Origin of the sequence: Cronobacter sp. HA18003 (assembly GCF_011605905.1) — a bacterium.
Taxonomy (GTDB): domain Bacteria; phylum Pseudomonadota; class Gammaproteobacteria; order Enterobacterales; family Enterobacteriaceae; genus Cronobacter; species Cronobacter sakazakii.
Window position 1 is genome coordinate 1,025,332 of sequence record NZ_JAANQO010000011.1, and the last position, 25,304, is coordinate 1,050,635.

Below are 25,304 nucleotides of genomic sequence, written 5' to 3' on the forward strand. Positions count from 1 at the left end.
CTTACCCGGCCTGCATCAGGATCTGTTACGTTACTTCAGGCACGCCGAGCACTGTCCGGCCTGGATTTGCTGGAAGAAGTCGTTGCCTTTGTCATCCACCAGGATAAACGCCGGGAAATCTTCAACCTCAATTTTCCAGATAGCTTCCATGCCGAGCTCCGGGTACTCGACGCACTCCAGATGCCGGATGCTGTTCTGCGCCAGCACCGCCGCCGGGCCGCCGATGCTCCCGAGATAAAAACCGCCATGTTTCTTACAGGCGTCTGTCACCTGCTGGCTGCGGTTGCCTTTGGCGAGCATGATCATGCTGCCGCCGTTGGCCTGGAGCAGATCCACGTAGGAGTCCATGCGTCCGGCCGTTGTCGGGCCGAGCGAGCCGGAGGCATACCCTTCCGGCGTTTTAGCCGGGCCTGCATAGTAGATCGGGTGATCTTTCACGTACTGCGGCAGCCCTGCGCCGCTGTCGATGCGCTCTTTGAGTTTCGCATGGGCGATATCGCGCGCCACGATGATGGTGCCGGAGAGCGACAGCCGCGTGGAGACCGGATACTGCGACAGCTGCGCGAGTATTTCGCTCATCGGACGGTTGAGATCGACGCGCACCGCTTCGCCCTCGCCTGCGCGACGCAGCGCTTCGGGAATGTATTTGCCGGGGTTGCTTTCGAGCTTCTCGATCCAGATACCGTCGCGGTTGATTTTGGCTTTGATATTGCGGTCTGCCGAACAGGAGACGCCCATCCCCACCGGACAGGACGCGCCGTGGCGCGGCAGGCGGATGACACGGATATCGTGCGCGAAATATTTACCGCCGAACTGCGCGCCAAGGCCTAAATTGCGCGCCTCCTGCAGCAGCTCTTCTTCCAGTTGAACATCGCGGAACGCCTGGCCGTGTTCGTTACCTTCGGTCGGCAGGCCATCGTAATATTTGGTCGAGGCGAGTTTAACCGTTTTCAGCGTCGCTTCCGCCGACGTGCCGCCAATCACAAACGCCACGTGGTATGGCGGGCAGGCCGCGGTGCCAAGCGTGCGCATTTTCTCCACCAGATACGCTTTCAGCTTGCCGGGCGTGAGCAGCGCTTTGGTTTCCTGGTACAAGTAGGTTTTGTTCGCGGAGCCGCCGCCTTTGGCGATACACAGGAACTTATACTCATCGCCATCAACGCTGTAGAGATCGATCTGCGCCGGCAGGTTGGTGCCGGTGTTAACCTCTTTGTACATATCGAGCGCCGCGTTTTGCGAATAGCGCAGGTTATCCTGGGTGTAGGTCTGGTAGACGCCCTGCGCCAGCGCGGCTTCATCGCCGCCGCCGGTCCAGACGCGCTGGCCTTTTTTGCCCATAATGATGGCGGTGCCGGTGTCCTGGCAGGTCGGCAGAATGCCTTTGGCGGCAATCTCCGAGTTGCGCAGGAATTGCAGCGCGACATATTTGTCGTTTTCGCTGGCTTCCGGGTCGCTCAGGATATCCGCCACCTGCTGCTGATGCGCCGGGCGCAGCATAAACGAGGCGTCGTGGAAGGCGTGGCGGGCCAGCAGGGTCAGCGCCTGCGGCTCGACTTTCAGGATTTCCTGACCTTCAAATTCGGAAACGGAGACGTGATCGCGGGTTAACAGGTAATACTCGGTCTCGTCCTTTTTCAGTGGAAAAGGCTCTTGCCAGAAGAAGGGTTTGCCAGACATTGCACTCTCACTTACAGCTACAGTTAAGAAATTCGTCGTTCCGCCACTGAGTCCGTGTGCGGCATGAAAAAGCGAGTCGCTACATCGTACACAATTTTTTAACAAAAACTGAGACTAAACCGACTTTTTACCCAGCCGGGTTACTTCGGGGCACTTTATTGGTTTAATACCGAAAAATGTTTTCCTTCGAATACAGGGACTGATCATGCAGAAACTCATTAACTCGGTGCAAAACTACGCCTGGGGCAGCAAAACGGCGTTAACGGAACTCTATGGCGTGGCGAACCCGGAAGGCCTGCCGATGGCGGAGCTGTGGATGGGCGCTCACCCGAAAAGCAGCTCGAAAATTCAGGATGCGCAGGGCCAGACCCGCGCGCTTCGCGAGGTGATCGACGCGGATAAAACCGCCCTGCTCGGCGCGCCGGTGGCGGAGCGCTTCGGAGAACTGCCGTTCCTGTTTAAAGTGCTGTGTGCCGACCAGCCGCTCTCTATTCAGGTTCACCCGAATAAACAGGCGTCTGAAGAAGGCTTTGCGCGTGAAAACGCGGCGGGCATTCCGCTCAGCGCTGCCGAGCGTAACTACAAAGATCCGAACCACAAGCCTGAACTGGTTTTTGCACTGACGCCGTTCCTCGCCATGAACGCGTTTCGTGAGTTCTCAGAGATTGTCTCGCTGCTGCAACCGGTTGCGGGCGCGCATACCGCTATCGCGCATTTTCTCGCGGAGCCAAATGCCGACCGCCTGCGTGAGCTTTTCGCCGGGCTGCTGAATATGCAGGGCGAGGAGAAATCCCGCGCGCTGGCGGTGCTGAAAGCGACGGTCGCCAGTCAGCAGGGCGAGCCGTGGGAGACCATCCGGTTTATCGCGCAGTTCTACCCGGATGACAGCGGTCTGTTCTCCCCGCTGCTGCTGAACGTGGTGAAACTGAACCCCGGCGAGGCGATGTTCCTGTTTGCCGAAACGCCGCACGCCTATTTGCAGGGCGTGGCGCTGGAAGTTATGGCCAACTCCGACAACGTGCTGCGCGCGGGTCTCACCCCAAAATATATCGATATTCCTGAGCTTGTCGCCAACGTGAAGTTTGTCGCCAAACCGGCAGGCGAACTGCTGACGCAGCCGGTGAAGCAGGAAAGCGCGCTGGAGTTCCCGATTCCGGTCGAGGATTTCGCCTTCTCGCTGCACGATCTCAATTCACAGCCGCAAAGCCTCGCGCAGGAGAGCGCCGCGATCCTGTTCTGCGTTGAGGGCGAAGCGGTGCTCAGCAAAGGCGACGAGCGTCTGACCTTAAAACCGGGCGAATCAGCTTTCGTCGCGGCCAGTGAATCGCCGGTCAGAGCAAGCGGCGTGGGCCGTCTCGCGCGCGTCTATAATAAGCTCAACTAAGTTACTGATCTTTTAAGCAAGGATTGCTAAGCTTGGTAACATCTTTACCAGTCATGCCAGACGGACCGCCGTCTGGCTTCGTTTTAAGGGAACTGAACTATGAAAAAATCACTGGTTGCCGTGGGCGTGATTGTCGCTCTCGGGGTCGTCTGGACAGGTGGTGCGTGGTACACCGGTAAGCAATTTGAAAAACATGTCGGCGACATGGTGGCAGAAGCCAACGCGCAATTTAAGCGTAGCGCGCCGCAGGCGGGGCTTGAACTGAGCTACCAGGATTACCAGCGCGGCCTGTTCAGCAGCCATCTGCAACTGGTGGTGAAACCGGCGGCGGGTCAGCAGGAAGCGCTGCTGAAGCCGGGCCAGAGCGTCGTACTGGAGCAGGTCGTAAGCCACGGTCCGTTCCCGCTCGCCGATCTGAAAAAACTGAATATTCTGCCGGCAATGGCGTCTGTGCACACTACGCTTGTGAACAATGACACCACCAAAGCGCTGTTCGATATGGCGAAAGGCAAATCGTTTGCCGACGTGCAGACCCGCATCGGCTACGGCGGCGCGACCTCCAGCGATATTCAGCTCCAGCCGCTCAATTACGAAGCCGCGGACGAAAAAGTTTCCTTTAGCGGCGGCGAATTCCAGCTTGATGCGGACAAAGACGGCAACGACGTGAGCCTGAAAGGCGAAGCGTCCAGCGGTCTGGTGAGCGCGGTGAATGAGTATGGTCAGCATGTGCAGTTGACTTTCAACGGCCTGAAAGCTGACGGCAACACCAAAATGACAAGCTTTAACGAGCGCGTCGGCGAGCAAAAACTGGATCTTGAAAAACTGGCGATTGCCATTGAAGGTCAGGAAATGGCGTTGCTGGAAGGCATCAGCCTGAACGGCAAATCCGACGTGGCGAAAGATGGCAAGAGCATCGACAGCCAAATGGATTACGTCATGAACAGCCTGAAAGTGCAGAATCAGGATCTGGGCAGCGGCAAGATGACGCTGAAAATCGGCAACATCGACGGCCAGGCGTGGCATCAGTTCAGCCAGCAGTATAACGAGCGCAGCCGCGCGCTGATGGCGCAGCCGGGCATTATGGATAACCCGGAGCAGTATCAGCAGCAGGCGACCGAAATCCTGCTCTCTTCCCTGCCGCTGCTGCTGAAAGGCAACCCGGTTATCACTATCGCGCCGCTGAGCTGGAAAAACGCTAAAGGCGAAAGCACCTTTAACCTGTCGCTGTTCCTGAAAGATCCGGGCCAGGCACCGGTGAGCGCGACCCAGGCCGCGCCTGCCGAACAGCTCGATCGCGTGGTGAAAAGCCTCGACAGCAAGCTGGTTATCCCGGTGGATATGGCGACCGAGATGATGACACAGGTGGCAAAACTGGAAGGCTACCAGCAGGCCGATGCCGAGAAGCTGGCGAGCCAGCAGGTGAAAGGCCTTGCGGCGATGGGCCAGATGTTCCGTATCACCACGATGCAGGACAACAGCATCGTTACCAGCCTGCAATACGCTAACGGCCAGGTGAATCTGAACGGGCAGAAAATGCCGCTCGCGGAATTTGTCGGCATGTTCGGCCTGCCGGGTATCACCGCGCCAGAGCCACAGACGATGCCAGTGCCGGGTGCGCCGGGTGTGACGCCGCCAGTCGCGCCGCAGCAGTAAAAACGAAAACGGCCTCTCAGGAGGCCGTTTTTTTTACACTTCAGTTGCCAGTAATGCGGTGACCCACAGAAACACTTTACTCGTAAGTAAAATCTACGTTGATAACCGAATTAAAACTGCCTGAGCCCGCGTTACCTTTTGGCGTGAAAATACGCGCAGCTAACGGGAATGTAGCGGTTCTGGTTGAATCATCAATCAACGCTTCCATTGTACTACCATTGCTATACGTCGTGTCATGATCGGCGCTGGCAAGTCGCAGCGCGACACTATTGGCTTCGCCGCTGTTTTTGAATGCCGTCGCGTCGTCACTGTCTGGCGTACCGTTGAAGGTCACCGTAGCCGAGTGGGTTCCTTCCGGGCATTGTTTTAATAGCAATGAGAAGTCATGCCAGTCACCGCCCTGCCCTGCATTTATCAACTGCGAACGATAGAATGAACCTAAATCAACCTGTTTATCGGCGGTATCCGTATCAACTGTACACGCACTCGGTACGACAGTGCCCTGCATGGTTATAGTGGAATTAGCCTGTACCGTAGAACTGATACCAACCATCAATAACAACGCAGCAATTTTACTGGGGGTCCGCATTATTTACTCCTGGCATACTTAATACTTATGAGAATTATTGGTAAGTGAAACTCGCCGTCACCACTGCGTTAATTGTTCCTGGCGATACCTGCCCATTTTGGGTAAAAGCACGCGTTTTTAAGTTATAGGTGTACGTGTCTTTATCAACGACACCCGTCCAGGACTTCCCATTACCGAATTTATCGCCACCGGTGCCTTGTAGCTGTACAGCTACATTCGTAGCTGTTCCGGAATTTTTATACATATCATCCGGGTTATCTTCATCAGGTGTCCCCGCAAAAGTAATAGTCGCCTTTGTGGTACCCGCCGGGCAATCCTTAAGATTAATATGAAAAGTAATCCACGGTGTTGCAGAACCGGCCTCATATAATGTGCTGGTTTGTATTGGCTGACCGTTACCAAGATCAATCGTCTTATTAATGCTGTCTCCGTCCACAGTACAAGGTGAAGCAGTAACTTTGCCTGAAATATTCATCGTTACAGGGTCATCTGCTATTGCGGCACTTGAAAAGAGTAAAGCAGTCATTACACCTGCTGTTACGCTTATAAATTTCATAGAAGTTCCTATTAAATCCTTAATCGCGGGTCGCTAAGACGAAAAGAAAATTGTCATTATCTATGACACATCTAAGTCGCTATGAGTTTCCCGTTTTTCACCAGGCGTTGAACTTATTGATAAGTAAAATCAGCGACTATACTGCTATTAATCGTACCCGGGATTACAGAGCCAGTCGGCGTATATGCGCGAGTAGCAAGGTCAAATTTAGCCGTTTTATCTGTAGTATTAACGTTTGCCGTCATGCTGTCACCGCTTTTAAAAGAAGAGGTCCAGTCTGTAGCAGCATTATCTTTAATCTGTACAACCATATTGGTTGCGGTGCCAGTATTTTTAAAACCATTCCCGACCGTTGAAGAAGAATCATTAGTGCCTGTAAAGGTGGCTGTGACTTTCGTCGTACCTGCCGGGCAATCTTTCATAACCAGACTAAATACTTTGTAGGGCATTTCTGCACCAGGCGTAGCCAGGCTGGCCGCATCTTTTTCGCCCAGATCGATATTCAATGTTGAGGCTGAAGTATCAAAAGTACAGGGCGAAGCAATAACATTACCTGTAATATTAATAGTTACTGGATCCGATGCGTTACTGGTTAATGAGAAAACAGCTGTTACTATGGCAATAATGGTTAGTTTAGTTTTCATAGGTAATTCCTTTTAAAAGACGAACTTATTGATACGTTAAATCCAGCGTAGCAGAGGCGTTTGCTTTACCGGTTGTTACTGCATTTTTAGTCTGGTAATACCGTGCCACGAGCGGGAACATTTCCTGACCACCAGACGATTTTTTTAATACGATACGGTTGTTCAGCTTCAACGGTGAATTATTATAAAGTAGCTGCACGCCTACACCGCTCGCCACATCACTGGAACCCTGTCCCGTCAGCGCCAGCACGCTGGTATCACTCACGTCGGGGTTTTGAATGCCGCTCAGGCTGACGTTTATATTGGCGTTAGCATCGCAATCTAATCCCAGGTTTTGGGTGTTCTGCGCACCTGATGGAATTGTTCCTACAGATGAGCCAAATTTTGATGCCAGGACATCACCGATTGGGAACGTCAAATTGGGCGTTGTTATTGAACAGGCAACCTGTGTAACGCTACCGCCAGTAATATAAAAATTCAGAATTGGCTGATTATTTATAGCTTGCTGTGCGACTAAACCATAAGGGAATTTACCCGATGTAATCTCACCAATTTTATATACTTTTACTATTGGCCCCTGCCCGGTATCATATAGATCAACAGGACCTGACATATGAACTGCCGTGCCATTAAGTGTATAATAAGCCGAACCTACCTCTTGAAGAGAGATTCCCACTCCCGGGATATTTGTTGTATAAACATTAGGTATTGATGTCGCTTTGGCTCCCGCATAAAAGTAATAATTATAAACATACCCACCATTTGCATCGCATGAGCCGTTTTTAATTCCCGTCACCCCAAACTGACGCTCAGCAATAACTGTTCCAACTGGTAAATCTCTTTGCGCGATGAGTGAACCCAGATCCAGGTAGTCCGTTGGTGAGCCCAAGGCATAGCAGGCTGCATGCCCCTGTTTAGCATAAAAAACACTGATAAGGAGTAATATCATTAACAGGAGAGTTTCTGCGTGTCGTTTGTTTTTTACTCTGCTCATTACTTACAATGCCCGTTGAAGGTTAATATTCCGCTTGTTGTTTCTGTTTCAGGAAGGTGGTAATTCACGCCACACATTTCATTATTTGTTTGCCCCCACTGAACGTTTAACGTGCCTTCTGGCTGCAAACCTGTGATATACACCTGCCCTTTATCGCCGACGATGAATCCTTGGTTATGTTGACCTGGAACTGTGACCGTAGCGCCAAAGGGCACTGGCTGGCCATTAGCCTGAAGCAGCGTCATAAGCACACGCAAACCGACATTGGCCACATATTCAGCACGTACTACCGCTCCGCGCGTTGGCACGACGGTACGGCTGGTGAGTTCCAGATCCACATCGTCCGGCATGCTTTCCGTATTAAGCGTTACATCATTCTTACGGTACGGTGTCACATTGCTCACCGTGGTATACCCACGAAAGTCGGTTTTCGCGCCCGTCTGGTTTTGAATACTGACGCCGCCCGCGCCTGGCGCTTTGACCAGTACGTTAGTTTCACCCAGCGGCTGCGACAGCGTGATACCATCTTCATGAGCCAGGATGCCGCCCTGCAGGCCATAGTTCAGGCGTTCGCCATTTTTGTCGTAGCTGTAGCCTGCCGTCATTTCGCCGTAGGTGCCTTTATAATCAGCGTTCATGTTACCGCTATACCCGACGTCATCGCTCCCATAGCCTTGTTGCACATTCCAGCTCAACGCATTATTTTCCAGCGCCATACCGCTCATGCCCGCAGTATGCGTAGTGCCGTTGTTTTTACTGTCATTCATGCTGTAATTGGCCCAGGTATTGCTCAAGAAACGCTCCAGCGGCACGCTGATATTGAGGGCTATAATCTGGTCTTTGTCGTAACTCACGCTGTTGTTGTAGTTACCGGCACTGCCGTTTTTACTGTAGGTATAGGTCAACCCATAGCTGATACCCCGCCAGGAGTTGTTATAACCAACGTTATACGACTCCATGGTTTTGTTCTTACCCCAGTAATCTTCACGTACCGCACTGGCGGTCAGCGAGCCCAGCGAACCTCCAAGCGACTGGCTGATAGACAGCTCTGCCCGGTTACGGCGGCGATCCAGCATAGCTGAATTGTTACCATAGGAATCAAGCACTTCCTGCATACTGTAGAAGCCCGCCGTAGAGTAACGGTAACCCGCGATTGAAAAGTTAGTGCCGGTTTCTACAAAGTCTTTACTGTAGCGAATGCGCCAGGACTGACCGCTGCTCTTCTCCATGTCTTTAAGGCGTGACCATGCCTGAATGACATCTGCAGAAATGGCACCGATGGCCCCCATATTCTTACCGAGACCGAGCGCCAGTGCCTGGTATTTACTTGCCTCCTGGAGACCGCCATACAATGTAAAGCCGCGCGGAAGACCGAAGATCCCAGTAAACTGGGCAAACGGTGTTTTTTCGACGCTGCTATCATAAGAACGATACTGACCGCCCGTTAGGGCGTACTTCAGACGACCTTCACGTTGTAATACCGGTAAGGAGGCAAACGGCACCACAAAATGCTGTTCACTCCCGTCAGCCTCTTTCACCGTGACATTCAGATCGCCCGCGCCGCCAGTGGAGTACATGTCGGTAATTTCAAAGGCACCTGCTGCCACATAGCTTTGATAAATGACATAGCCATTCTGCCGAATCACAATTTGCGCATTGGTGCGAGCCACACCACGCACGACTGGCGCATAGCCGCGCTGGGATTCCGGTATCATGTCGTCATCAGAAGCAAGCTGGGCCCCACGAAACGAGATACTGTCAAACACATCCGCTGGCGAGGAGCTATCACCCGCCACCAGTTTTGCTTTGAGCGGTACAATATTGCGTTGCAGATACGTAAAAACGGTATCCCATTTATCCTTACCTTTTTCGTCGCGGTTCCAGGTCGTGTAGTTACGCAACCGCCAGGCTCCCAGGTTAATCCCCGGGCGCAGGTTGGCGTACTGGCTGTTGCTGTTTGCCCCCTTGTCGGCGTAATTATTCGCACCACTCATGCTGTAGTTAAGCATCGCAGCGGGAATACCCTCATCCCAGAGTGCAGGGTCTACATAACCACGCGCCTGCGGCGACAAAGCAGCTTGCGGTATGCTCAGAACCAGCTTTTGCGCATTAAATAAGAACTCAGAAGAAGCTTTAGGAATGGCAGATAAACGCGCGCATTTTCCATCAGCATTAAGCTCAGGGAATAATGTCGTTTTCACGCCATAGCTTTGAAGCAACGCTATCGGTAGACATGGTTCCAGTCTTTCTTGGCCACTGGTATCTCTGAGGGTTTTGAATTCGATATCGCGTGTGTCGACCGTCTGGTCGTTAATAATAATATCAACACGATATGTCCCCGGCGCCTGAGTTCCCGACTCAAAAGAAGACAAGTCTGCCCCTTTCATTCCTGGGTTATCTAATTGCAGCAGTTCAGGGTTAAAATAATCTCGCGCATGGCCTGTTGTAATTACACCTGAGAGCGCCATAGAGATAAATATCGCAAGGCGAGCTGGTTTAAAACAACTCTCCCCGATTGTATTACGCATTCCTTTTCTCCGGGAATTTCCTTAAGAGCATAGTTTTTATGTTAGTGAAGTAACTTATATTGTTACTTTATGGGCTTCACCAACGCCGCCATAGTCGTTGATTAATTTGAAGATCAAACTACCATGACTTACATTTTTCGGCAGATTGAAGTGCGCCGTTGCCCCCGGAGCAACATACGTCACATCATCAACCTCACTACCATCGATTTTTATTTCATTAAAATTCATATAATACTGGCTGGGATTCGTTACCTGAATTACATTCCCGGAAACGCGCCACTGCAATCTATCAACCTGCTCCTCTGGCGTGGTTTTCTTTAGGGCGGCGGGACGATAAATTAACTTAATTCGCGTTTTCACTGCGATTTGTAGCGTATTATCACGGCGCTCCGCAGAGGGGATAGATTTTATATTAAGCCAGAACAGCGACTCTTTATCTTCTGCGAGGGCACCTGCACGTACTATACGCATGACATTCTGCTGGCCTTTATCGAGTCGGTAAAGCGGCGGCGTAATAATAAAAGGAGCTTTCTCAGCACCCCCATCTGGTGACTCTACCCATGATTGAATTAAATAGGGCACGGAATCCGGGTTGTTGACGCTGAGAGAAGATTCTTTCTTGTTGCCATCATAAATAACGCGCGTGCCGCCAATAATTACACCTGCCTTGGCTGCACTCATGACAGATACCAGTGCCAGAATGGCTAATGTTGTTTTACGAAAGAATTTCATTTTATGACCTCTGTAAAAAGGGCCGATACCGGCCCTGTCGTTTTCTCAGGAAGAAATCCTTAAGAAATTAGTTGTAGTTAACAGTGAAGTTAGCAACGGAGTTTGCTTTACCCGCCGTGACAGTCGCTGACGTAGAACGATAAGCAGCATAAAAGTCCAGGTTGTTTTCTGAGGTACTGCTCAGCACATAGCTGTAGTCATTAACGCTGTGAAGCGGCAGAGCTGTTTTATCAGCAGTCATCAGCTTGATAGCAACGCCAGAAGCGGCATCTGCAGCGGAATCCAGCGCCAGCAGATCAGAGTCAGACGTATCCGGCGCACCATCAAACTTCACTTTTGCTGATGTTACCGTTTCCGGACAGTCTTTCAGCTTAATGGTAAATTTGGTGGTGGAGGCATCAGTGCCAACGCCAGTAAACGCGGTTTTAGATACTTTACCCAGATCAACGGTCAGAGTGTTGTCTGTACCGATATCTACGGTGCAAGCCTGATCGAGAATTTCGCCCGTAAATTTCACAGTACCATCAAAAGCCATAGCTGAAGTAGCAGACATTGAAGCGATAGCAGCAAAACCAGCAGCGATTACGATTTTTTTCATTTCAATTTTCCTTAATTAAAGTTTCCTGTTTTTAAATTAGCTATATTTTTAAATAGTTAACTCAAAACATTTTACTACCTGACAGGCGTCATTTGCGTAAAATGCCGCCACGTAAACGACGAATGCACCATTACTTTTTCATATGCACGATGAATTCAAGAATCTGCTTAGAAAAAACCAATAGGAAAAATACATCGTTAGGCCTTAAGCACTTCCTCGTCGATACGTCGCAAAATGTTACTAATAATAAATTTTACTTCAAACATTTTAAGTTCCACAATTGGAAATATTGCTCAGCGGGCTATAACATTTAATTGTGACTTTCAAGTAAAATTAATTCTTTTTTTACAATTCTCAGCCTACGTGTCAGCCACCAGATTCAAAAAATGGCTTTATCCGCTTTTTTGAGCAGGAGACGGCGCATCAGGCATATAAAAGCTTTAACACTAACTAACAACGTAAACCTGCTTTCTCTGTTTCAATGGTTCACTACTGACCCCGATCAATCCACTGGCTTTTAAAGGTCACATGCAATTATTTCACTGATAAGACATGGGAACAATTTTCACCATCAATGTAAAAAGATGGCACATAAAATGTTACATCACTTATCCTTGCAGGAAGGTTTTAAAATACTTCGACAGAGAATAAAAGGCGTAAAAAAATAAAAAATTCATGTCATCCCTGGGATGATTACGTTAAATGATAAGAAACAGGCTACAAGATATAAAAATGACTACCAAAGCAAATGATATTCGGAAGATGCTAATGGTGAATTCAGGATATTGATGATGCTTAAAAACGACAGCAGACACTGATTCTTACCAGTACATATTATAAGCCGTGATTAAGCAAACTGACGTATTACGCCCGTATATTACTGCGGCTAATTTTATTGGCAATTGAATATTATTGCACTACAGCACAAAAATATGAATGCCGTTTGAGCGACCTCAAGTAAACGTACGACATAATAGAGTGCGGGAAGTTTTGCAGATCACAGGTATACCGGCCCGGACGAAATCTGCATCGCAGGTAATGCGAATGGCCTCTCAGGAGGCCGTTTTTTATTGTGCTGTCAGCGCCGGGCCACCAGGCGTGGGCCGAGGATCAGGCTGCCGGTGGATTCATCGCCGTGCTGAATGCGCTGCATCATGCGCTCGGCCACGCAGTGCCCCATTTCACGCGCAGGCGTCGTTACCCAGGTCAGGGGCACGTCATCGAGTCTCGCCTCCGGCACTTCCGCGAATGCCGCCAGCGTCACGCTGTTCTCAAAATAGCTCTCATAACCGCCTTCGCCACTCTGCCGCCCGGCACGCATCAGGCCGAACCACGCGCCCATCGCCACGGTACTGTTATGGCACAACACGGCGGTAATCGTCGGGTTAACGCGTAGCAGTTCATTAATGGCCTCCGCGGCCTGTTTCTGCCCGGCCGGACATTCAACAATCCACTCGCTGTGAAACGGCAGGCCGTACTGTAAAAGCGTGGCGCAGTAGCCGCCGAGCCGTTCGGCGCGGGTCAGCGATGAGCTCGCCCCGCCAAGCCAGGCGATACGCTGATGGCCGCGATGAATGAGATGCTCGGTCACGAGCCGCGCCGCCTGCTGGTTATCCGGGCGCACCGTGTCCACTTCATCGTGATGGCTGGCGCGTGAGGCGAAAAGCAGCGGTATATTGCGCGCGCGGGCCTGCTCCTGCCACGCGGTGACCTGCCCCGTGCCGCCAGCCACCACCACGCCGTCAACGCCCTGGTCGAGCAGCGTATCGAAACAGCGCTGCATTTGGGCTTCATCACGCCCGCCCTGGAGCAGAAAAAGCATTCGCCCCTGCGCTTCCAGCGCCTCGGAGAGGCCCGCGGTGAGCTCGGCGTAAAACGGCGTGGTGAGATCGCGCACGATAAGCCCAATCACCCCGCTTGGCCCGCCGCGCAGCGCCGACGCCTGCCGGTTACGCACAAATCCTAACTGCTCAATGGCCTCGTTCACCCGCTGGCCGGTGGCGCTTGAGATCCGTCCCTTACCGCTCAGCACCAACGAAACGGTGGCGACCGACACCCCCGCCGCCTGCGCGACATCATTAATAGTGATTCTTTTCGCCTGACTCATTGGCTACGCTTTTTGCTCCACAAGTGGCAGATAAAACCTTTTACCTGTCCTTCTATTATAACTGCCACGCCTGGGTAATGTTCTGTGATTCACCGCGCATTAAACTTTGATAAAACGTTTTATCTTGCAATCCTTCGTTCAGGGGCTGGGATCATTTAATGCGAGGTGTCGTTTATGACGGCGAATACAGGTCAAAAAAATACGCTGTGGGGATTTATGCAGCAGCTCGGCAAGACGTTTATGTTGCCGGTGGCGCTGCTGTCGTTTTGCGGCATTCTGATGGGCATTGGCAGTTCGCTCAGCAGTCATGACGTCATCACGCTGATGCCGTTACTCGGTAATAGCGTGTTACAGCTCATCTTTACGTGGATGAGCAAAATGGGCTCTTTCGCCTTTAGTTTTCTGCCGGTGATGTTCTGTATCGCGATTCCGCTGGGGCTGGCGCGTGAAAACAAAGGCGTAGCGGCATTTGCCGGTTTCGTCGGCTACGCGGTAATGAACCTGGCGGTTAACTTCTGGCTCACCGCCAAAGGCATTCTGCCGACGCAGGACGCGGCACTGCTGAAAGCCAACAACGTCCAGTCGGTGCTCGGCATTCAGTCTATCGATACCGGCATTCTGGGCGCGGTGATCGCAGGCGTGATCATCTGGCTTTTGCATGAGCGTTTTCATAAAGTGCGGCTGCCGGACGCGCTGGCGTTTTTCGGCGGTACCCGTTTTGTGCCTATCGTTACCACCGTGGTTATGGGCCTGGTCGGGCTGACGATTCCGCTCATCTGGCCGTTCTTCGCCAAAGGCATTAACGCGCTGGGCTGGCTGATTAACAGCACCGGCAGCTTCGCGCCGATGATTTTCGGCACCGGCGAGCGCCTGCTGCTACCTTTCGGCCTGCAACATATTCTGGTGGCGCTGATCCGCTTTACCGAGGCGGGCGGCACAATGGATGTCTGCGGGCACAGCGTCTCCGGCGCGCTGACCATCTTCCAGGCGCAGCTTAACTGCCCTACCTCGCACGGCTTCGCCGAAAGCGCCACTCGCTTCCTGTCGCAGGGGAAAATGCCGGCGTTTCTGGGCGGCTTGCCGGGTGCTGCGCTTGCCATGTACCACTGCGCAAAACCAGAGAATCGTCATAAGATCAAAGGGCTGCTGATTTCCGGTGTGATCGCCTGTGTGGTGGGCGGCACTACGGAGCCGCTGGAGTTTCTGTTCCTGTTTGTGGCACCTGCGCTCTATCTCATCCATGCGCTGCTGACCGGGCTCGGCTTTACCATGATGGCGCTGCTTGGCGTGACCATCGGCAACACTAAAGTAAAATACACCTCATTAAGAATTGAGGCGTAAAAACAGCTATACCTGTCGCCCCAATGGATTACCAAGGAGGTGATGACCAATGTCTGCACATGTTACAATCTTAAGAAATACAGTACTTCCAGTGAAATTCAATACCATGAATCGTCCACGCTTATATTCATATATCCGTTACTCCAGCGAACGACAAGGTAAAGGTAGTTCGATTGAGCGTCAGAAGAGCTACATTGCTGAAATGGCAAAACAGATTGCTACTGAGTACGATCTGGAGATTTTCGAGGAATACCAAGATTTAGGGGTATCCGCGTACAAGGGTAAAAACGTTCAGGAAGGAGCTTTATCGGATTTCATAGACCAAGTTGAATCCGGTTTGATCCCAAAGGGGTCTTTCCTCTTGATTGAATCCCTTGATCGCTTCTCACGCCAGAACGCCATGCAAGCGGTTAACCTTTTCACCAGCTTATTACTTAATGGCATCACGGTAATTACCGGGATTGATAAACAGGTTTACAGACAGACTGAAGTAAACACCGAGACATTGCAGCAACTGATGTTTAGCGTGATGTTGTTCAGCCGTGCAAACGAAGAAAGTTCAACCAAATCACACCGCACCATTGCAAGTGCTCTGTCCAAGATCAGACGTCACCAGGAACGGAAACCAGGTGATCCTGTAGTCGCAATTAAAGAGTTAGGCTCGGATAAATGGTGGACAGATTCAAGTACTGGATATGTCAATCCGCATCCAGTCCTGTTCCCCATAGCAAAAAAAATTATCCAGTTAAAACAAGACGGTTGGTCAAATCGGATGATCCTTCAACATCTGAAAAACAACTACGATGGACCGGTTATTGGCAACAAAAAATCAAAAGGTATATGGAATATGCAGCATTGTTCCAGAATCCTTGAACCTGCCATTTATGGACGAAAAGTAATCACTGTAAACAATGCAGAATACGTTCTGGATGATTATTACCCTGCGATCATCAGCAAAGATGAATATGAAGCGTTAAAGCTCCAAGTTGGAAACAAAGGATTTGCCCCGAATCGCGAGAGTAATCCAGAAATACCATTACTTTCCGGTATTGGTATTTTGCACTGTGCGCACTGCTCATGTTACATGGTTAAGGCTAAATCAACCCTTAAAAACCATCCACATGCTTACCGTTACCAATGTGCATCCAGAGATTTACATCAAGATTGTAATAAGTGGGGATTCAGGGCAAGCACCCTTGAAAGGACGATTTTACAACTAATAGCCGATAGAATATTCTTACAGACGAAATATCAACCATCTGGTTTAGAAGGGAAAATAGCGGACATACAATCGCAAATTGAGAACTATGTATTGGCTATAGGTTCAGCTAAAAGCCCTGAGATCATTAATAGCCTCACTTCGCAAATTGATCAACTAGAACAAGAAAAACAAAGTCTGATAGTGGAAAAAAGACTATACGATGAATCAATCGTGCAAATGAACACTGAAGGTTGGGACAAGTTCAGGAAGTTTGACATTGATGACGCACTTAACCCTTTACGCACAAAAATAAGAGCAAACATTAAGACCGTTATTATGCGCGTAGATTGCTCCAGAATAGATAAGAAACACAACTTGTTTACCATCACATACCGCGATCAGCATAAACAGCGTATCGTTATCGAAAACAACTCAGGCTGGAAGAAGGGTAAGATTTATGTTGAAGCGCAGACTATCAACGATATTCAAATTCTTGAATCTGAAGGTTTGATACTGCATGACCATATTGACATATTGATCAACCGAGACAAGTTCATGACGGAAGCGAAAAAACGACTAGATCATCCCCGAACACTGATCGATGAACTGACGGAATAAAGGTAAGTGTTAGTGCCATTGTAAAATTGCCCCACAGAAATGTTAGCGTAATCCATCGCTATATAGCCATGAATCGCTCTGTATCTTGTCAGAGCGATTAAAGCAGACTTCAGGCATCGTTCAATATAAAACCCCCGTAAAACTTGATACAGAGCGTTGTAGAGCAAGGGTTCAAAATTACATCGTATTCATTCTGTCTACGAACTGTACTTATTGCACCGCTCCTTATCGAAACACCTCTATGGTTGCCGGAAACCCGGCACAAAGTAGATTGTTATGTCTTTCAATCGCAGTATTCAAGACTAACCGCTGCCCGCCGCCCGACGTTAACACCAAGCATATGAACCATTTTAAAACCCTTTAAAAACAATACCCTTCGCATCTTCCCCCTCTTCTCCCCATGTTAATCGATCGTTTTTACAGATCAATTATACGATATTGATAGATTTAATAGATCAATGTAAGATCATGATTCTTCGGTTAGTGTTTCTCGTAAACAAGACTCACGGAATGAATACTCTGTCCACGATGGAGTGCGAAAGAAAGAAGGTATCCAGAATGACAATTCTTATTAAAACGTTAAAAATCATGGCGTCAGGTGTTGTTTTCGTTTCAGGTTTAACCACCGCCTCCAGTACCGTGTATTTCTTGCCAGAGGCAAAATCAATGGGTGTCGCCAGCAGCGACAAAAACGCACTGATGTTTCTCGGGATGGACAGGGATGTAAATCTGAAGGGAATATGCTTCGCGATGACAAAGCAATCATCATCAATCGTTCCGCTGGTAGATATCACTGCTACAACTGATAACGGCAGATTCACGATGCACGGGTTACGCCCTAATGTCAGTGATTCTAAAGAAGTCGCTTGTTCCTTCGGGTCCGAAGCTGGTGATTTCTTGACTGCCATTTCGAAGTCAACAACCGTTAACGTGAAGCTGGACTTCAATGGCGAGATCCGCAATTACAGTTTCGACACTACAGAGTTCGGAAAGGTATTGACTGCGAATGGGCAAGCCGTGGGGGAAAAAGCAGCTAAAGACTACGCTCAGGGAGTACGTGCACCCGTTTTCTATAGCAGCGGTAGCGAAGCTCCCAAAAACAATGCAGTAACCTCAAACGTCGATACACACAGTTATAAAGCAAGCGATGAGAAACTTAATTCGGTCTGGAAAAGCCTTAGCCCTGAAACCCGAAAACGATTGCTTCCTTCTCAAAGAGAATGGATAAAGCACAAATCCGGCTGCAATAATGAACAGAAATGTCTTACCGACATGACGAACAATCGCATTCGTGAACTGGAGTCTGAATATGGAAAATAATGCACTGACTTTGGTTTTAAAAAACGATTGGGTAGCATCGTCTTCTGGTAATACCTATACCGGAAAATACACAGTTGGACGGTTTCACCTGACAGATGCGTTCATCGTTGTGTATATGAAGCTGATACATGGAATTGAAATACCCGATTTATGGGTCAGTAGCAGTTTCACTAACATACCAGATACCGATACCCGTAGGGTTATGTATATGGAAGGCTGTGATATGTTATCGAAAGATACAATGAACGAAATCCGTAATGCAGTGAAGTCCCCGCCTGACAAGCTGAAAATATATCGTAATGGAGAGCGTATTGTTAAGATAGAAGTTATGGAAGAACGAAATGAAATCACCCTATGAACGTTATATTAAAATAGCAGTCATAACCGTCGCAATAGCCTACGGCATCAATCTCCTTTACGGGCTGACGCCCCCCCCATATCAGCCTAAAACCCCCGAAGTGAAGGCCAAGGTAAATGCTGATACCGTAACTCAGCAACAACCTGAGCAACCATCCAAACCATCGATAATCGATATACTTCCGCGAATGTATACAACAGGGGAAGTTTATGCGCGGTTTGAACAACATGAATTCAGGGCAACAAATGACTTCAAAAAATGTCAGTTAATGGTAACAGGAAAAATAACTGGTATCGGTACTGTTACTTTCAGAAAAAATCCTGTAGTAACATTGGGTATTCCCGGTTCAGATGAAGGCCTGAAGTTCATATTTGAAGATACGAATTACAATAACGATAAAGTTGCTGCATTGAATATTGGGGATCTGATTATAATCGCCGGGAAGAATGCACGACCTGGAACCTTTGGTGGTATCTTTCTTGATGACTCGAAGATAATGACTGATATGATTTCAAAGAAGAAACGACAAATTTTGGTTGTCAATGGTGGCGTTTACGACCGGGAAATTTGCCAGAAGTAGCGTTGTCCTTGCCCTTGAAATGGAGGGGGAGAATCCCCTCCATCACCCCTTCAACAGGTATTGGCGCAAGCAGGAATCGAGTTTGAAGGGAGCTGCATTGCAAATTGTTTTGCGAAGCATCGCCAGTAAGATGGTACTCGAATTGTGCTTCATAACATTAAAGCAGGGCCTGCCCTGCAAAATGACCAATCCCCATAGACAAAAGCATAGCCATGGTACTCCAGAACGTAATTCTTATGATCGCCCTGACAGGAGAGGCTTTACTCAAAACCGAAGATATATAGCCAAGGACCGCCAGTGAAAAAAGGGTGGAAAGGATTATCAACAAAAAAGCCAGTTTCAGAGGGGAGAGCCATGCCACGATTAAGGGTAACACCGCACCAGCGGAAAAACTCAGGGCAGAAAAGACAGCTGCCTGTAGGGGCTGTGCAGAATTTATATCCGTCAACCCCAGTTCTTCACGGGCATGAGCATCCAGGGCATCTTTGACCATAAGTTGCTCCGCAACCTGCCGGGCAAGCTCTGGCTCCAGTCCACGTTGCATATAAAGTGAAGTCAGTTCCCGCACCTCTCCCTGATAATCAGTTTCCAGCTCCCTTTTTTCCTGGGCAAGTGCTGCGTTTTCGGTATCCGCCTGAGATGAGACGGAAACATATTCCCCTGTAGCCATTGACATAGCTCCGGCAACCAGTCCTGCAACACCTGCAAGTAAAACACCGGAAGGACTGCTATTTGCAGATGCAACCCCAAGAACAAGGCTCGCTGTCGAAACAATTCCGTCATTTGCCCCCAGTACAGCTGCCCTCAGCCATCCCACTTTTTCGATACTATGTCGTTCAAGATGCATATATTTTTTCCTTCAAATACGCATACTCATCGGAATTACGGATAAATAGAAAATGCATTGACGGATAAATGCGCGGTTATAGTCTGTTTTAGCCAACCATTACAGGGCATCTTATCCATCATAAACCTACAGCACTATTCGGTAACGGGATTTTTCCTTTGGCTACGAACGGTGAGGAAGATATGCAGCAACCCCATCGCACCATGTGCCCAGAAATAGGTTTCAATAAATACAGTCAGAAACTTATGCACATGCAGGACGGTTTCTGTCAGCACAGGTGACGTGCCAAGAGCAGTATTGAGAGCAAACCAGAATCCACCACATAATGCAACGCCCAATAGTGCAAGTACACCAAGCCCCTGAACCAGAGCAGCAATCCCACCAGCATGAGCTTCAGGAAGACGGAATGATATCAGCATTTTGATATCTTCAACCACACCTCGAAAATCAAGGACCACCCAGGCAAAATAGTAACGAAATCCTCGTTGTGTCAGCATCCATGCAAGCATGACAAACCCAAGGACAATCAGTGATAACCCAGTGATAACATGGAACCATGTTACGAACCCAGTGAGAGTATAGTCACTAAGCGCATCGCTTTCGGTAAGGTTTGAATTAATAATCTGCAATAAAATCAATACAGCTACGATGATATGCAGCACACGTAGAAATGGTGTGTTTTTGTGAGGAAGAGCATTACGTAAATTTTCGTTCATAATTTAGCCACTTTTTTAAGGTTGGTTGACCACTCAATATTATGCCTTTTTATTAAGATAACCTTAACTTCTCAAAACCAAGATGCACTCAGTAATATCCAAACCATGTTCAAAGGCCCAGTACTCGACAGGTAAATTCAGGTTCCTGAGTGGTTCTTATCGTCGCCAGATAGCCACGAAACAACGCAATGCTGTACAGAATGCTTATATCTGAACGCTTGAAATTCCAAAAGCGACGTGGATCGTACGGCACTTAATCCGACGACCGATGAAGAGTGCAGCCATGACAAAATCCATTCACCAAGCCACATTAGGTGACGTCGGAAATGATCTTCTTACGGCAAAGCACATGGCTTAGAATCCCTGTTCCAGCCTCGAAGAGGATACTGATGATTTATTTGCCGGAAAAAAGCATCTTAATGAGGGTCTCATACCGATGATGAAGACATTACGGGCATCAGTGTGTTAATCAACGGGGAGCAGGTCATCATGACCAACAAACAAAACACAGACTGACGCGTGACCACCAAATATAATTTGGCCCCCTGAATCCACCCCGCGCAACACCAATAGGTACTTAACTTATGTTGAGGCAACAAACTAAAATATGTAGCATTGATAATGCATGTTTGTTACCCCAACATTTTTATATGTATTTTGCAGATAAGATAACGTTGTGAAATTTCCTCACCAGTGCATAGCTATCTGCTTGATTACAGGCACGTGTATCATGTCAGTTCAGGGATATCTTTCCAGCATATCTACCTTCACCGAATAATTCCCGGTCTCAGTCAACACCTAGTTTATTGTGGTATTTTCTCATCAGACTGCCTAGTTTCTGTGCTGCAATTTTCCCGGCGTCAAGACCTTCCTTCTCAGCGGTACTTTCAACGGCAGTTACCTCATCAATTAGAAGTGACATGCCTGCAACATACGTTTCCCTGTCATACCCTTCTACAGGGCTGTTCAGGATGGACTCTGCTGTTGCTTTCAGTTCCCGCATATCTTTCCTGAAGGATGTAACGTCCTCCTCCTTAAGTGCTGCGCGGTAGCTTTTATTCATCATCTTCATGGCATGTTCAACACCGTCAGAACCAGCCATTACACAGGGGGATAAAAGAAGGGTGGCTCCTATCACAACAGTACGCATAATTTTTCTCATAATAGCCTCCATATTGTTTACTCTCGTTTTCACAGTCAGAAGGGGTAATATTGCGCAAAAAAATAATCCCTTCCCAATCTTCTCAAAAAACAGCAGCATTCATATTATTTTTCAGGATTATTTGCCCCCGCAACCAGGACTATTATCACCTTTAAAATAAGGGTCAACATGTGTCATAACATTTAAAACATGATGATTATCTAAAACTGATTTCCTGGCCAAAACAGCAATGTCATGTCCTACTTTCACTGATAAATCACCATCAATTTCCAGATGAACATCAACCACAACAAGGTCCCCCATTTTTCTGGTCTTGAGGTCATGGATGCCTTCGACCCCAGGCGTGGACAATAATGTTGTTTTTATACTATTTTCAGTTTCAATATCCACGGCCCTGTCCATCAAGTCATGAAGCGAATCTGACATAAATGAATATCCCATTCTGGTCACAATCAGTCCCACAACCAGTGCAGCTACCGGATCAAGCAATTTAAACCCTGATAAACTACCAATAATACCAATAGCCACCACCAAAGATGAGGCGGCATCAGAGCGGGCATGCCAGGCATTGGCAACCAGCATAGTGGATTTTACTCGGGTTGCTACTGCCAGCATATAGCGAAAAAGAAGCTCTTTGATAACCAGTGCGGCTAAGGCCACCCACAGAGCAACAATATGTACCTGAGGAATATCATCTGGTTGTTGCATTTTATTTGCTGCTGACCATAACATCCCGATGCCAACAATGAATAAAATTGTCCCCAGAATTAATGATGCACCATTTTCATAACGATGATGCCCGTAGTGATGGTCATCATCGGGATTTTTTTTACTTTTATGATTAGCAATAAGCACCACAAAGTCTGAAACTAAATCAGACAGAGAATGGATACCATCCGCAATAAGCCCCTGAGATCCGGAAAATACGCCAGTAATCACTTGCCCGGATGTCAGAAAACAATTAACAAGCACACTAACCCATGTGCTTTTACGGGCCGCGAGGAAACGCTCATGAGAACTAATATCAATATCATCCGTAAGTTTGTTTACCTGCACCTGAAACTCCTAATAACAGCATCTACAGTTAATACTAAGCAGCCAATACTACCCGGCCAAGTTCAGTTTTGGTATATGAAATTTTGAGGTACTGTGGTGAAAATATAAAAATGGTGAGATTTATTCCTGTAAAGACCGCGCCATGGTGGCGATAACATCTATTTATCATAACGCCTGAACATTAATTTATTCTGAACAGAAGAGAGAAGAAAAGTTGACAGTTATCACAACTATACACTTACGCCCAGTGTGGATGGGTTCAACAAACTAAAATTGCAAACCCGATTAACTGAGGAATTGAGCGCTCTCGAAGAGGAGTTGCTTTCGGGTAGCTGTCAACCATTGCAAAATGGTAAACAACATCCTTTGGGTCCCCAACTGTGTGGCCACTGTAGTGACTGTGGTGGGTGATAGAACTGGTCACATTGATGCCAGACTTTTTCGTGCCGCATGTATGGCACACTGAATTTGATTAAGACCTGCTGAAATGAAACCGGAGTGCTTCAGCTACAGAAACTGACCAAATCGTATACCCCAAGCAAGATCTGAATACCATCCGAACAATATCTCTTTTAGGTATACCTGATAAAGACCATGACACACAGTATCAATAGGGTTAAATTTGACTCTATTGACAATAAAAACACGCAATGTATCATATGGGTATCAATTTAATACTCAAAAGAGAATGCATAATGAATGTCCGTATCTATTGCCGTGCATCTACCGAAGGCCAACATGCTGATCGTGCATTAGTTAGCCTGCGCGAATTTGCGCAAAGCAAAAACTGGCAAGTAGCCGGAGAATACATTGAGAATGCCAGCGGTGCGAAGCTGGAACGTGTGGAACTGATGCACCTACTTGCCGAAGCACGGCCTGGCGATTTGCTTCTAATTGAAGCGATTGACCGTCTCAGTCGTCTTCAACATGAAGAATGGGCTGAACTCAAAGCTACGCTGAACAGTAAAGGACTGGTTATTGTTTCGATGGATTTGCCAACAAGCTGGCAGATGGTTGAAATGTCTGGTAACGACCTTACTAGCGGCATTCTTCGGGCAGTCAATGCTATGCTGATCGATATCCTTGCGACAATGGCACGACAAGATTATGAAACCCGCCGTAAACGCCAGGCACAGGGGATCGAGAGAGCAAAACTGGCAGGTTTGTATACGGGGAAAGAAAAAGATATGGAAGCCCGTGAAACTGTTCGCGAAATGCTGGCGCAGAATGTTAAACCAGCCCACATCATGAAAGCGGCAGGTATCAGCCGCGCCACCTTTTACCGAATCAAGAAAGAGCTTTTGTGTTAAAAACGGACTTGATAACAGTATTTGCTGCCCATATGTCCTGACTTTGAAACGCTCATATTATAATTAAGGATATCCCATGGTAGGTAACTCATTCTTCAAAGGTGTTGATGAAAAAATAGGCAGACAAAAACAAGAGCAGATTGAAGAAAAAGAAACGTTAGCCCAGGAACGAGAACGCTTATCGGAAATTATTGAATCTCTCGTACCAGAAGTTGAAACGTACAAAAATGGTTTACTTGAAAGAGGAATCCACGCTGAAATTTCTACATCTGCACGGCATATAAGCTTCAATATGAAGTATAAAGACGGCGGGAAGCATGAACTTTTATTATCAGAAACTGAGCGATTTGATGGCCGCTATTCGATAACGACATTTTCTACAAACGATAATGGTCGTACTTTTAGTTCTACAAACGGTGCATCTTATAGTTCAACTACTTGGTCGAATGATGATTTCTTTAAAGCTTTAGAACGGCATATCAATTATTTCTTGTTCTATGCGAATCGTCATGGTGGTCTTTAAACAACGACCGTTGTATAACAAGCCTCGCTGAAGTGCGAGGCTTTATTTTATCCATACCGATGCTCGATTTCGATAACACCAACACATTCATCAAACCAGCAACAGTCAAATACTTTCATATATTCAGTCTAAACTGTTGTAAAATTTATCAATAGTCTGACTTTGACAAATTCATTTAATCTAATTCGTAATTTTACTTTTCAAATTAGGTTATGAATGCATCAAATCCAATTCAACCTGTGGCAGATCAAAAAAACAACCATACCTAAAATTATAATCAAAAATATTTTTAATGTATTTGGAAATTTATCTTTCCAAAAAGTTAAGGATAACTGTTCCTCAATCCATCGCTTCTCCAATTCACTGTAAAATTTATAGTGAGCATACCAATTACTACCACAAATTTGTTTAGTAATTGTGCTATTATCAAAATCTTGCATCAGAACTTCAAGTTCCTGAATATACTTAGCTGAATCTGGCTGGCTCTCTGATTTTGCATCGTAATACAGTCGTTCAATCTTTCTGAAGATGTCAGTTTGCCTTTTCCCCGCCTCTTCATATTTACTTTTATCACCATCATAGAAATTAATGTATAGGCTACCAATGCTCAGAATAATAAAAATTGCAGAAATATTCTTAGAACTCATTTCATCCATATAAAGACCAAGAACAGATACTGCGAGTGATATTATGCCAATCCAGCCAGGAAGCTTACTTACAATGTCAAATGTTGCAAAGGTTTTCTTTGCTCCGAACCCAACGTTGTATCCAGCAGAAGCAATATGATTCAGCAAGTCATTTTTTAGCATG

General features: G+C 47.7%; 22 protein-coding genes and 2 pseudogenes. 9 read left to right on the top strand and 15 right to left on the bottom strand.

Translation table 11 applies throughout. The features are described 5' to 3' along the window. Positions 1-30 precede the first annotated feature (30 nt). A complete protein-coding gene (gene fumA, locus G6041_RS05910; RefSeq protein WP_012124888.1) occupies positions 31-1,677 on the bottom strand; it encodes a class I fumarate hydratase FumA in 1,647 nt (548 codons plus the stop codon). A gap of 205 nt (positions 1,678-1,882) precedes the next feature. Between fumA and manA the strand changes: the two genes are divergently transcribed. Both manA and G6041_RS05920 read left to right on the top strand, forming a co-directional pair. Continuing rightward, on the top strand, positions 1,883-3,061 hold the full coding sequence (gene manA / locus G6041_RS05915) for a mannose-6-phosphate isomerase (RefSeq protein WP_012124889.1): 1,179 nt from the start codon (positions 1,883-1,885) through the stop codon (positions 3,059-3,061). A gap of 99 nt (positions 3,062-3,160) precedes the next feature. Beyond that, on the top strand, positions 3,161-4,714 hold the full coding sequence (locus tag G6041_RS05920; protein ID WP_012124890.1) for a YdgA family protein: 1,554 nt from the start codon (positions 3,161-3,163) through the stop codon (positions 4,712-4,714). 76 nt (positions 4,715-4,790) lie between these two features. Here the strand turns inward: G6041_RS05920 and G6041_RS05925 are convergent, their stop codons facing one another. The 8 genes from G6041_RS05925 to G6041_RS05960 form a co-directional block, all read right to left on the bottom strand. Continuing rightward, on the bottom strand, positions 4,791-5,303 hold the full coding sequence (locus G6041_RS05925; RefSeq protein WP_014728972.1) for a fimbrial protein: 513 nt from the start codon (positions 5,301-5,303) through the stop codon (positions 4,791-4,793). 34 nt (positions 5,304-5,337) lie between these two features. After that, on the bottom strand, positions 5,338-5,859 hold the full coding sequence (locus G6041_RS05930; protein ID WP_012124892.1) for a fimbrial protein: 522 nt from the start codon (positions 5,857-5,859) through the stop codon (positions 5,338-5,340). 113 nt (positions 5,860-5,972) lie between these two features. Beyond that, the gene (locus tag G6041_RS05935; protein WP_012124893.1) at positions 5,973-6,503 is read right to left on the bottom strand and encodes a fimbrial protein; all 531 of its coding nucleotides are present in this window, start codon (positions 6,501-6,503) and stop codon (positions 5,973-5,975) included. Between the two features lie 25 nt (positions 6,504-6,528). Next, positions 6,529-7,497, bottom strand: a complete 969-nt coding sequence (locus G6041_RS05940; RefSeq protein ID WP_012124894.1) for a fimbrial protein — start codon at positions 7,495-7,497, stop codon at positions 6,529-6,531. After that, on the bottom strand, positions 7,497-10,025 hold the full coding sequence (locus G6041_RS05945; RefSeq protein ID WP_166491634.1) for a fimbria/pilus outer membrane usher protein: 2,529 nt from the start codon (positions 10,023-10,025) through the stop codon (positions 7,497-7,499). The genes G6041_RS05940 and G6041_RS05945 overlap by 1 nt, the downstream gene beginning before the upstream one ends. A 54-nt stretch (positions 10,026-10,079) precedes the next feature. After that, on the bottom strand, positions 10,080-10,757 hold the full coding sequence (locus G6041_RS05950; protein ID WP_012124896.1) for a fimbrial biogenesis chaperone: 678 nt from the start codon (positions 10,755-10,757) through the stop codon (positions 10,080-10,082). Between the two features lie 67 nt (positions 10,758-10,824). Beyond that, entirely contained in the window at positions 10,825-11,355 is a 531-nt protein-coding gene (locus G6041_RS05955; RefSeq protein ID WP_012124897.1) for a fimbrial protein, read from the bottom strand. Positions 11,356-12,433: 1,078 nt separating this feature from the next. Further along, a complete protein-coding gene (locus tag G6041_RS05960; protein ID WP_012124898.1) occupies positions 12,434-13,462 on the bottom strand; it encodes a Mal regulon transcriptional regulator MalI in 1,029 nt (342 codons plus the stop codon). Between the two features lie 174 nt (positions 13,463-13,636). On the opposite strand from G6041_RS05960, the pseudogene malX reads away from it, so the two are divergent. The 5 genes and pseudogenes from malX to G6041_RS05985 all read left to right on the top strand — a co-directional run. Beyond that, positions 13,637-14,767, top strand: a pseudogene (gene malX, locus G6041_RS05965) (PTS maltose transporter subunit IICB); the annotation flags it as partial. Between the two features lie 85 nt (positions 14,768-14,852). Continuing rightward, positions 14,853-16,622 (top strand): recombinase family protein, encoded by a 1,770-nt coding sequence (locus G6041_RS05970; RefSeq protein WP_013096884.1) that lies wholly within the window; start codon positions 14,853-14,855, stop codon positions 16,620-16,622. A gap of 558 nt (positions 16,623-17,180) precedes the next feature. Beyond that, positions 17,181-17,942: a lysozyme inhibitor LprI family protein gene (locus tag G6041_RS05975; RefSeq protein ID WP_023280005.1), complete on the top strand. Its 762-nt coding sequence runs from the start codon at positions 17,181-17,183 to the stop codon at positions 17,940-17,942. Beyond that, positions 17,932-18,300, top strand: coding sequence for a hypothetical protein (locus G6041_RS05980; protein ID WP_023280004.1), 369 nt, complete (start codon positions 17,932-17,934; stop codon positions 18,298-18,300). The genes G6041_RS05975 and G6041_RS05980 overlap by 11 nt, the downstream gene beginning before the upstream one ends. Then, positions 18,284-18,880 (top strand): hypothetical protein, encoded by a 597-nt coding sequence (locus tag G6041_RS05985; protein WP_016537359.1) that lies wholly within the window; start codon positions 18,284-18,286, stop codon positions 18,878-18,880. Before G6041_RS05980 ends, G6041_RS05985 begins: the two co-directional genes overlap by 17 nt. Positions 18,881-19,037: 157 nt before the next feature. Here G6041_RS05985 and G6041_RS05990 read toward each other — a convergent pair whose 3' ends face one another. The 5 genes and pseudogenes from G6041_RS05990 to G6041_RS06010 form a co-directional block, all read right to left on the bottom strand. Next, positions 19,038-19,727: a VIT1/CCC1 transporter family protein gene (locus tag G6041_RS05990; RefSeq protein ID WP_000549951.1), complete on the bottom strand. Its 690-nt coding sequence runs from the start codon at positions 19,725-19,727 to the stop codon at positions 19,038-19,040. Between the two features lie 134 nt (positions 19,728-19,861). Continuing rightward, entirely contained in the window at positions 19,862-20,443 is a 582-nt protein-coding gene (locus G6041_RS05995) for a cytochrome b/b6 domain-containing protein (RefSeq protein ID WP_001004932.1), read from the bottom strand. A 93-nt stretch (positions 20,444-20,536) separates the two neighbouring features. Next, positions 20,537-20,767 (bottom strand): annotated as a pseudogene (locus G6041_RS06000) (IS3 family transposase); the annotation flags it as partial. A 463-nt stretch (positions 20,768-21,230) separates the two neighbouring features. Next, positions 21,231-21,704 (bottom strand): cytochrome b562, encoded by a 474-nt coding sequence (locus G6041_RS06005; RefSeq protein WP_000923859.1) that lies wholly within the window; start codon positions 21,702-21,704, stop codon positions 21,231-21,233. 18 nt (positions 21,705-21,722) lie between these two features. Continuing rightward, positions 21,723-22,661 carry a cation diffusion facilitator family transporter gene (locus G6041_RS06010; protein WP_001198019.1) on the bottom strand — a complete coding sequence of 313 codons (939 nt, stop codon included), beginning with the start codon at positions 22,659-22,661 and terminating at the stop codon, positions 21,723-21,725. A gap of 695 nt (positions 22,662-23,356) precedes the next feature. Between G6041_RS06010 and G6041_RS06015 the strand changes: the two genes are divergently transcribed. Together G6041_RS06015 and G6041_RS06020 are read left to right on the top strand one after the other, a co-directional pair. After that, on the top strand, positions 23,357-23,971 hold the full coding sequence (locus tag G6041_RS06015; protein WP_007890845.1) for a recombinase family protein: 615 nt from the start codon (positions 23,357-23,359) through the stop codon (positions 23,969-23,971). Between the two features lie 76 nt (positions 23,972-24,047). After that, complete coding sequence (locus tag G6041_RS06020; protein WP_049027946.1) at positions 24,048-24,494, top strand: hypothetical protein; 447 nt, start codon at positions 24,048-24,050, stop codon at positions 24,492-24,494. Positions 24,495-24,715: 221 nt separating this feature from the next. Here the strand turns inward: G6041_RS06020 and G6041_RS06025 are convergent, their stop codons facing one another. Continuing rightward, positions 24,716-25,303, bottom strand: coding sequence for an SLATT domain-containing protein (locus G6041_RS06025; protein ID WP_007890843.1), 588 nt, complete (start codon positions 25,301-25,303; stop codon positions 24,716-24,718). Between the last annotated feature and the right edge of the window lies 1 nt (position 25,304).

Coding starts and splice junctions, on each gene's coding strand:
- G6041_RS05980 (WP_023280004.1), top strand. CDS start 17,932: ATGGAAAATAATGCACTGACTTTGGTTTTAAAAAACGATTGGGTAGCA.
- G6041_RS05960 (WP_012124898.1), bottom strand. CDS start 13,462: ATGAGTCAGGCGAAAAGAATCACTATTAATGATGTCGCGCAGGCGGCG.
- G6041_RS05920 (WP_012124890.1), top strand. CDS start 3,161: ATGAAAAAATCACTGGTTGCCGTGGGCGTGATTGTCGCTCTCGGGGTC.
- fumA (WP_012124888.1), bottom strand. CDS start 1,677: ATGTCTGGCAAACCCTTCTTCTGGCAAGAGCCTTTTCCACTGAAAAAG.
- manA (WP_012124889.1), top strand. CDS start 1,883: ATGCAGAAACTCATTAACTCGGTGCAAAACTACGCCTGGGGCAGCAAA.
- G6041_RS05990 (WP_000549951.1), bottom strand. CDS start 19,727: ATGCATCTTGAACGACATAGTATCGAAAAAGTGGGATGGCTGAGGGCA.
- G6041_RS05925 (WP_014728972.1), bottom strand. CDS start 5,303: ATGCGGACCCCCAGTAAAATTGCTGCGTTGTTATTGATGGTTGGTATC.
- G6041_RS05995 (WP_001004932.1), bottom strand. CDS start 20,443: ATGAACGAAAATTTACGTAATGCTCTTCCTCACAAAAACACACCATTT.
- G6041_RS05950 (WP_012124896.1), bottom strand. CDS start 10,757: ATGAAATTCTTTCGTAAAACAACATTAGCCATTCTGGCACTGGTATCT.
- G6041_RS05955 (WP_012124897.1), bottom strand. CDS start 11,355: ATGAAAAAAATCGTAATCGCTGCTGGTTTTGCTGCTATCGCTTCAATG.
- G6041_RS06015 (WP_007890845.1), top strand. CDS start 23,357: ATGAATGTCCGTATCTATTGCCGTGCATCTACCGAAGGCCAACATGCT.
- G6041_RS06005 (WP_000923859.1), bottom strand. CDS start 21,704: ATGCTGCTGTTTTTTGAGAAGATTGGGAAGGGATTATTTTTTTGCGCA.
- G6041_RS06025 (WP_007890843.1), bottom strand. CDS start 25,303: ATGCTAAAAAATGACTTGCTGAATCATATTGCTTCTGCTGGATACAAC.
- G6041_RS05970 (WP_013096884.1), top strand. CDS start 14,853: ATGTCTGCACATGTTACAATCTTAAGAAATACAGTACTTCCAGTGAAA.
- G6041_RS05985 (WP_016537359.1), top strand. CDS start 18,284: ATGAAATCACCCTATGAACGTTATATTAAAATAGCAGTCATAACCGTC.
- G6041_RS05930 (WP_012124892.1), bottom strand. CDS start 5,859: ATGAAATTTATAAGCGTAACAGCAGGTGTAATGACTGCTTTACTCTTT.
- G6041_RS05940 (WP_012124894.1), bottom strand. CDS start 7,497: ATGAGCAGAGTAAAAAACAAACGACACGCAGAAACTCTCCTGTTAATG.
- G6041_RS05975 (WP_023280005.1), top strand. CDS start 17,181: ATGACAATTCTTATTAAAACGTTAAAAATCATGGCGTCAGGTGTTGTT.
- G6041_RS05945 (WP_166491634.1), bottom strand. CDS start 10,025: ATGCGTAATACAATCGGGGAGAGTTGTTTTAAACCAGCTCGCCTTGCG.
- G6041_RS06020 (WP_049027946.1), top strand. CDS start 24,048: ATGGTAGGTAACTCATTCTTCAAAGGTGTTGATGAAAAAATAGGCAGA.
- G6041_RS05935 (WP_012124893.1), bottom strand. CDS start 6,503: ATGAAAACTAAACTAACCATTATTGCCATAGTAACAGCTGTTTTCTCA.